At 73.6% G+C, this 8,195-nt stretch carries 7 protein-coding genes; 4 read left to right on the forward strand and 3 right to left on the reverse strand.

Annotated features, from left to right (window positions below; all coding sequences use genetic code 11):
- Window positions 1–2: 2 nt before the first annotated feature.
- A complete protein-coding gene (locus tag AC07DW_RS25625) occupies window positions 3–1,346 on the reverse strand; it encodes an MFS transporter (RefSeq protein ID WP_478860034.1) in 1,344 nt (447 codons plus the stop codon).
- A 364-nt stretch (window positions 1,347–1,710) separates the two neighbouring features.
- Window positions 1,711–2,493 carry a DeoR/GlpR family DNA-binding transcription regulator gene (locus tag AC07DW_RS25630; protein WP_478860035.1) on the reverse strand — a complete coding sequence of 261 codons (783 nt, stop codon included), beginning with the start codon at window positions 2,491–2,493 and terminating at the stop codon, window positions 1,711–1,713.
- A 217-nt stretch (window positions 2,494–2,710) separates the two neighbouring features.
- On the opposite strand from AC07DW_RS25630, the gene AC07DW_RS25635 reads away from it, so the two are divergent.
- Genes AC07DW_RS25635 through AC07DW_RS25650 form a run of 4 tightly spaced genes read left to right on the forward strand, consistent with a single transcriptional unit; the run spans window position 2,711 to window position 7,413 of the window.
- Window positions 2,711–4,261 carry an FGGY family carbohydrate kinase gene (locus tag AC07DW_RS25635; RefSeq protein ID WP_478860036.1) on the forward strand — a complete coding sequence of 517 codons (1,551 nt, stop codon included), beginning with the start codon at window positions 2,711–2,713 and terminating at the stop codon, window positions 4,259–4,261.
- Window positions 4,254–5,738: an FGGY-family carbohydrate kinase gene (locus tag AC07DW_RS25640; RefSeq protein ID WP_478860037.1), complete on the forward strand. Its 1,485-nt coding sequence runs from the start codon at window positions 4,254–4,256 to the stop codon at window positions 5,736–5,738. Before AC07DW_RS25635 ends, AC07DW_RS25640 begins: the two co-directional genes overlap by 8 nt.
- Window positions 5,735–6,355, forward strand: coding sequence for a histidine phosphatase family protein (locus AC07DW_RS25645; RefSeq protein WP_478860038.1), 621 nt, complete (start codon window positions 5,735–5,737; stop codon window positions 6,353–6,355). Before AC07DW_RS25640 ends, AC07DW_RS25645 begins: the two co-directional genes overlap by 4 nt.
- Before the next feature lie 14 nt (window positions 6,356–6,369).
- Entirely contained in the window at window positions 6,370–7,413 is a 1,044-nt protein-coding gene (locus tag AC07DW_RS25650) for a 2-hydroxyacid dehydrogenase (protein ID WP_478860039.1), read from the forward strand.
- Here AC07DW_RS25650 and AC07DW_RS25655 read toward each other — a convergent pair.
- Window positions 7,410–8,195 (reverse strand): SDR family NAD(P)-dependent oxidoreductase (locus tag AC07DW_RS25655; RefSeq protein ID WP_478860040.1); only part of this gene is annotated, 786 nt, incomplete at its 5' end. The two genes, AC07DW_RS25650 and AC07DW_RS25655, sit on opposite strands and share 4 nt — an antisense overlap.

Below are 8,195 nucleotides of genomic sequence, written 5' to 3' on the forward strand. Positions count from 1 at the left end.
GGCTACGCCTCCGGCGACTCGTTCCGTGCCCGCGATGCCGGGCCGGGGCGCGACGAGTACCCCGGCGCCCCGGCCGCTACCGGTTCCGGCAGCCTCAGGAACAGGGCCATCACGGCACTCGCCAGGTACAGCCCCGCGAAGATCCACATCACTCCCTGCACGCCCAGCGGGCCGAGGAAGACGCCCACCAGCGCCGGCCCGAGGAAGGCGCTGGCACCCGCGCCCAGGTTCAGGGCGGACATCGCCTGGCCCTTGTGCGCCGGGTCCAGGGACGGCATCAGCGCCGACAGGGGTACGTAACCGGCGAGCGTCGCACCGAACAGGCTCACCAGCACCATGGCCAGGGCGTAGTCGTTGCCGGCCCACACGGTGCCGTAGTACAGCAGCAGCGTGGTCACCGCGCAGCCGACTCCGCCGCACCACGCGACGGTGCGCTGCCAGCCGATCCGGTCGCCCACGACTCCGAAGATCAGGTTGAAGAAGATGTTCGTGGCGAACATCGCGGACAGCAGCTGGAGCCACTCGCTGAGCGTGAAACCGAGCGTCTCGGTGAAGAAGATCGGGAGGAACACCAGGAAACCGAACTGCGGCGCCGTGTTGATGGCCCGGACGACCGCGCCCGTACCGATCTTCGGGTTGCGCCAGATGATCGCGAGCGAGCCGATCAGAGTGGCGACCGGGCGCTCCCCGGTGGGGGCGAGCCGCTGCCGGCCGGTGGGCTCGCGCACCAGCAGCAGGGCGATCAGGCCGCCCGCCACGACCAGCCCGAGCGACAGCCACAGCGTGCTGTACGCGCCGATCCGCGGCACCGCGAAACTGGCGACCAGCGATCCCAGCGTCGGCAGGCCGCCGGTGAAGGCGAACCAGAACCAGCCCACGGCGGAGCCCAGCCGGCGCTGCGGCGTCACCGCCGTGACCCAGACGAGGAACCCGTACGCGAAGAGCGGATAGCCGAATCCGCGCAAGCCGTAACTCAGCAGCAGCAGGGAGAAGTCGGCCGCCGGTACGGCGAACACCAGGAAGACCACCTGGAACACGCCCCAGACCCCCAGGCCGAGCAGCATCACCCGGCGCGGACCCCACAGGTCGGACAGCGCGCCGGAGAACCAGGCGGCGACGCTCGCGGTGACGCCGTAGACGCTGAACAGCAGTGCCACGCGCTCCTTGGACACGCCCTCGTCCAGGAGGTACGGCGACAGGTAACCCGACTCGACCCCGTCCCCGATCATGAAGACGAGGATGCCGAGGAATCCCCAGGCGAGCGCTCGGCGAATGCCGATCCGGTCCAGCCAATGCCGCGAGGGTGCGTCTTCGGCGGAAGACGAAGGGTCCAGAACGACGGCCACGGGAACCACCCTTTTCGAAAGGTCGGGGAAAGTGCGGGAAAGCGCCTGAGAGCGCCGGGAAAGCACCGGAAAGCACGAGGGAAAGCGCGGGTAATGCCACCGGGAGCGCTCGGGAGGGAGCCGAGCGGCGCGCCTCGGGGCGTCATGATGAAACGGCCGTGTGAGAAAGGCCGTCAATGAACGGGCGGAAAACCCCGCGACGGGATGCGGAAGTGGCGTGAAATCGACGGTGCGTCACCTGGATCGACCCCTGGACCACCCTCATCGCCGCAGCTCAACGCCCATGATTCGGGGAGGGCGCCGGGGGCGGTCAGGTGAAGACCGTGTGACGTTCACACGACCCTTGTGATCATGGACGGGCCAATCACCCTGACGCGTCGACCGTCCGGACGTCCACACCTATCTCCCGCAGCCGCCGCACCTGGGCCGCCGGTGTCGCGTCGTCGACCAGCACCAGGTCGAAGTCGGTGAGCGGTGCCAGCGCGTACAGGCCCTGGTTGGCGAACTTCGTGTGGTCGACGAGCAGCACACGCCGCGCGGCGGACGCCATCATCGCCCGCTTGACCTGCACCGTCTCCGGCGACATGTGGTAGCAGCGGTCACCGGTCACCGCGGTCGTCGACATGAACAGCACGTCCGCCCGGAACGACTCCACGCTCTGCGCGGTGTGCAGCCCCATGAAGGCGTCGTACGCCGGGAAGTAGGTGCCCCCCAGGGCGATCAGCGACACCCCCGCCTCCCGGGACAGCGCCGTGACGGCCGGCAGCGAATTGGTGATCACCGTGAGCGGCGTGTGATCGGCCATCTGCCGCGCCAGGCTCAGACAGGTGGTCGAGTCGTCCAGCATCACGATCTGCCCGGGCGCCAGCAGCTCCGCGGCGGCCCGTGCCAGCCGGTGCTTGGTCCGCGCCATCGTCGTCATGCGCTCGCTCACGCTGCCGTGGAACTGGGTGGACGGCAGACAGTTCGCCCCGCCCCGCACCTTCCGCAGCCAGCCCTGCGCCTGCAACGCGTCCAGATCGCGGTGGACGGTCATCACGCTCACGCCGAACTCGTCGGCCAGGTCGTTCGTCCGGACGAACCCCTTGGCCGTGACCAGCTCGCGCAGCCTGCGCCGCCGCTCCTCCTGGGTGTCCATACGGGTCATGGCGTCCGGCTCCTTGCCACCTGGTGCGAATCCCACGTGAAGTTAACACGCCGGTCACACCCCGCCGCCCGGCCGCGCGGCGGGGGCCCGCCGTCTCGCACGGCGGCCACCACACGGCGGCCACAGCCGCTCACGGGATATTCGCGCGGCCGATTGACGCTCGGCCAGGCCGCGCGTTTACCTGGCGTCCGCGAGTGAAGGGGCAGGTATTCCAGTCATGTCGGTTCTCACCATCGACGTCGGCACGTCCGTCATCAAATCGGTCGTCTTCGACGACCAAGGGCAGGAGACAGCACTGTCCCGGATCGGCACCGAAGTGCTGCGTCCCCGGCCCGGCTGGGCCGAGCAGGACATGGACGCCGTGTGGAACGCCGTGGTCTTCACCGTCCGCGGCGCCCTCTCCCAACTGGGGCCCGGCCACGACCCGGTCTGGCTGGTGAGCTTCACCGCCCAGGGCGACGGCTGCTGGCTGGTCGACGCCGACGGCCGCCCCACCGGGCCCGCCGTCCTCTGGTCCGACGGCCGCGCGGGCGACCTGCTCACCCGCTGGGCCGCCGACGGGGTCCTGGAGGAGGCCTACCGCCGCAACGGCTCCCTCACCTGCGGCGGCATGCCCAACGCGGTGGTCAGCTGGCTCGCCGCACACGACCCCGACCGCCTGGCGCGCTCCCGTACGGCCCTGACGGCGGCCGGCTGGCTGTTCCTGAAGCTCACCGGCGTGACCGCCGTCGACGAGTCCGACGCCTCCGCCCCGTTCCTCGACCACACCACCGGCGCCTACGACCCGGCGATCGTCGACCTGTTCGGGTTCGGCCCGCACGCCCGCCTCCTGCCGCGCGTGCTCGGCGAACACGAGCGCATCGCCGAGATCACCCACCACACCGCGGGCGAGCTGGGCCTCCCGGCCGGCCTGCCCGTCGTCATGGCCCCGTACGACATCGCCGCGACCGCCCGGGGCGCCGGGGCCGTCGAACCCGGCCAGGCCTGCGCCATTCTCGGCACCACCCTGTGCACCGAGATCGTCGCCTCCCGGGTGGACACCTCCGGCGAGCCGTGCGGCATCAACATCGCCTACGGCGGCCGGGACCGCGTCCTGCGCGCCTTCCCCACGCTCTCCGGCACCGAGGTGCTCGACTGGGCGTCCCGGCTCCTCGCCGTCGACGGGCCCGCCGCCCTCGGCGAGCTGGCGTTCGGCACCGGCACGGCACCCGGGCGCGGCGCACCGGGGTCCGGCACCGCACCCGATCCGGGCGGACCCGCGTTCCTGCCGTACCTCTCACCCGCCGGGGAACGCGCCCCGTTCCTCGACCCGCGCGCACGCGGCACCTTCTGGGGCCTGTCCCTCGACCACACCCCCGCGGACCTCGCCCGCGCCGTGTTCGAGGGGCTGTCGCTCGTCGTCCGCGACTGCCTGCGGGCGTCCGGCACCGACGTCCACGAACTGCGCCTGTGCGGCGGCGGTTCCGCCAGCGACGCGTGGTGCCGCCTCATCGCCGACGTCACCGGCGTCCCCACCGCCCGCGGCGCGGACACAGAACTGGGGGCCAAAGGCGCCTTCCTGACCGGGCTCGTCGTCAGCGGCGCCGAGCCCGGTATGCGCGAAGCCGCCGCGAAGTACGTCCGCATGCGCTCCGCCTGGGAGCCCGACCCCGAACGCGGCGCCCACTACGACCGGCGCTACGAGGCGTTCCTGACCTGGCGCGCCGCCGCCCGCTCCCTGGGCTGGGCGCCCGCCGCCACCGACGCACAGGAAGTACCGCATGTCTGACGCCCCGACCGCCGACGCCGTCCACATCGGCCTGGACCTCGGCACCCAGAGCGCCCGCGCGGTCGCCGTGGACGGCACCGGCCGGCTGCTCGCCGCCTCGTCCCGCCCGCTCACCGGCCGGCGCGACGGCGTACGCCACGAACAGGACCCCGAGCAGTGGTGGTCCGCCGTCGCGGCGGCGTGCCGTGAAGCCCTCACCGGCATCGCGCCCGAACGGATCCGGGGGCTGGCCGTCGACGCCACCTCAGGCACCGTCCTCCTCGCCGACGAGCGCGGCAGACCCCTCACCCCCGGCCTCATGTACGACGACGGGCGCGCCCGCGCGTACACCGCCCGTGTCAACAGGGCCGGCGAGGACGTCTGGCACGAGCTCGGCTACCGCACCATGCAACCGTCCTGGGCGCTGCCCAAGCTGCTGTGGCTGCTCGACAACACCGACTACCCGGACGCCCGGCTGCTGCACCAGGCCGACCTGGTCACCTGGCGGCTGGCCGGGCACCAGGTCGCCGCCGACGCCAGCCACGCCCTGAAGACCGGCTACCACCTGGTCGACGAGCGCTGGCCGGACGCCGAACTGGCCCGGCTCGGCGTCCCGGCCGGACTGCTGCCGGACGTGGTCCGCCCCGGCACCGTCATCGGCACCGTGTGCGCCGAAGCCGCGTCCGCGACCGGGCTCCCCGCCGGCACGCCGATCGTGGCGGGCATGACCGACGGCTGTGCCGCGCAGATCGGCGCCGGATCGCTCGCCCCCGGCGCCTGGAACGCGGTCCTCGGCACCACCCTCGTCCTCAAGGGCGTCAGCCCCCACCTCGTACGCGACCCCGGGGGAGTGGTCTACTGCCACCGCGGGCCCGGCGGGACCTGGCTGCCCGGCGGCGCCTCCAGCAGTGGTGCCGGAGCCCTGGCCCGGCGCTTCCCAGGCGCCGACCTGCAGGCCCTCACCGCCGGGGCCGCCGCGACCGGCTCCACCGCCGTCGCCTACCCCCTCGTGGGCGCGGGCGGCGAACGGTTCCCGTTCCGCGCCCCCGACGCCACCCCGTTCGTCCTCGGCGACGTGGCGGGCGACGCCGAGGAGTTCCACGCCCTGCTGCTGGGCACCGCCTGCGTCGAACGCCTCTGTCTCGACCGCCTCGACCACATCGGCGCCCCCGTCGACGGCCCGCTCACCCTCACCGGCGGCGGCGCCCGCAACCGGTACTGGTCGCAGCTGCGCGCCGACGTCCTCGGCCGTACGGTCGGCCTCCCCGAACACGCCGAGAGCGCCACCGGCATGGCGGTGCTCGCCGCGACCGCGGCGGGCGCCACCCTGGAGGCGGCGGCAGCCGCCATGGTGCGCGTCCGCGAGGAGCTGGCACCCGATCCCTCCCGCACCGCCCGGCTGACCCCCGTGTACCTCGACTTCGTCGACGAACTGACCCGGCGGGGCTGGCTGGAGCCCGCCGTGGCGGAACACGCCCGCGGAAAGGTGGAGCGGTGACCGACTTCATCCTGGTACGCCACGGCGAGACCGCCTGGCACGCGGAGAACCGCTACGCGGGCCGTACCGACGTGCCACTCACCGCGCTCGGCCTCGCGCAGGCCGCCACGCTCGGCGCCTGGGCCGCCGGACAGCGGCTGGACGCCGTCCTCTGCTCGCCGCTGTCCCGTGCCCGTCTCACCGCCGAACCCGCCGCGACCGCGCTCGGGCTCACCCCCCGCGTCGACGAGCGGCTGTACGAGGTGGACTTCGGGCGCGGGGACGGGCTCACGCGCGGGGAGATGGCCGAGGAGTTCCCCGACGAGCTGGCCGCCTTCCTGACCGACCCGGTGGCCCACCACCTGCCGGGCGGCGAGGACCCGGTGGCCGCGGCCGGCCGCGCGGTCGCCTGCCTGGAGGAGGTCGCGAGGGAACTCCCCAACGGCCGTGTCCTGGTCGTCGCCCACTCCACCCTCGTACGCCTGGCGCTGTGCGAGCTCCTCGGCATCCCGCTCGCCCGCTACCGCCGGGTCTTCCCCGCCCTGGAGAACGGCGCACTGACCGAACTGCGGCTGCTGCCCGGCGCGCAGGCGTCCCTGCTGCGGCTCAACGCACCCGCCGTCCCCACCACCCACTGAACGGGAGCACCACCGTGACCACCACCGTCCTCGCCGCCGGCGACCACTTCGTCCTGCCCGGGCTGCTGACGCGGGAACTGCGCGCCGCCGTCCCGGACGGCACCGCCCTGGACGTACGGGAGCTCCGGCTGCCCTGGCCGCACACGCCCTTCGGCCCGGTCGCCGAGGTCGACGAGGCGTCCGGCACCGAGGACGAACTCGTCGAGGCGCTGAGCGGCGTACGGATCTGCCTCACCCAGATGGCCCCGCTCACCGAGCGCGTCCTGAAGGCCTGCCCCGACCTGGAGCTGTTCTGCGTCAGCCGGGGCGGCCCGGTCAACGCCGACCTGGACGCGGCGACCCGCCACGGCGTCGCCGTCTGCTACGCCCCCGGCCGCAACGCCGTGGCCACCGCCGAGCACACCCTCGCCCTGATCCTCGCCGCCGCCCGGGGGATCGGCGACGTCCACACCGACCTCAAGCACGGCGTCTGGCGCGGTGACTACTACGACTACGACAACTGCGGCATCGAGATCGACGGCTCGGTCGTCGGCCTCGTCGGCTTCGGCGCGATCGGGTCCCGGGTGGCCCGCGTCCTGGCCGCCATGGGGGCCGAGGTCCTGGTGCACGACCCGTACGTGCGGCCCGAGGCGGTGGAGGGCGTCGCCCGGCTCGTCCCACTGGCCGAGCTGCTGCGCCGGTCGCGGATCGTCTCGCTGCACGCGCGCGTGACGGACGAGACCAAGGGCATGGTCGGGGCCGCGGAGATCGCGTCGATGCCGCCCGGCTCGGTCCTCGTCAACTGCGCGCGCGGGGCGCTCGTCGACTACGACGCCGTGTGCGACGCCCTGGAATCGGGGCAGCTCGCGGGCGCCGGGTTCGACGTGTTCCCCGCCGAGCCCGTCCCGGCCGGCGCCCGGTTGCTGTCCACGCCGGGCGTCGTCCTCACCCCCCACATCGCGGGCGCCAGCCGGGAGGTGGCCCACAAGGCGGCACGCATCGTCGCCGGCGAGGCGGCCCGCTTCCTGCGCGGCGAACCCCTCGCCCACCTCGCCAACCCGCGGGTGCTGGAACGCTAACGGCGGTGCGGCACGGCGGTCAGGTGCCGGGGGCGGGGCTCGGAGAGGAACCGCTGGCCGAGGGCCGCGAGGCGGTCGGGCAGCGCCTTGGCGGCCGCGCCAAGGATCTTGGTCGCTGCCGACCCGGCGGTCACCCTGCCCCGGCCGCGCGCCAGGGCCGCGTACGCCTGCTCGGCGACGACGGCCGGGTCCTCCTTCGCCATGCGTCCCACGAGGGTGTCGTCCATCCCCGCGCGGTGGAAGAAGGCCGTCCGCGTGGGCCCCGGCATCAGGGCCGTCACCGTCACGCCGGTGCCGCGCAGTTCCTCCCGCAGCGCCTGGGCGAAGGACTGCAGGAACGACTTGGAGGCGTTGTACACCGACTGGAACGGTCCGGGGGCCATCGAGGCGACCGACGAGGTGATCATGAGCCGGCCGCCGCCCCGCGCGATCATGCCGGGGAGCAGCCGGTGCGCCAGGTGGATCGTCGAGCTGATGTTGAGGTCGACAATCCGGGCGTGGTCCGCCAGGTCGACCTCGGTGAACGCCCCGCCCTCGCCCACCCCGGCGTTCAGCACGGCGGCGGCGACCGGACGGCCGGTGGCGAGCACCGCGGCGTACAGCTGCTCGACCCCGTCGTACACGGCCAGGTCGGCGCGGACGGCGACCACGCCGGCCCCGCGGTCGCGCAGCTCGGCGGCGGCGGCCGCCACCGCCGCGTCCTCGGCGCACACCACCAGGTCGAACCCCTTGCCGGCGAACACCCGGGCCAGGGCCAGACCGATGCCGCTCGACGCGCCGGT

The sequence above is a fragment of the Streptomyces sp. NPDC045701 genome, from assembly GCF_056432045.1.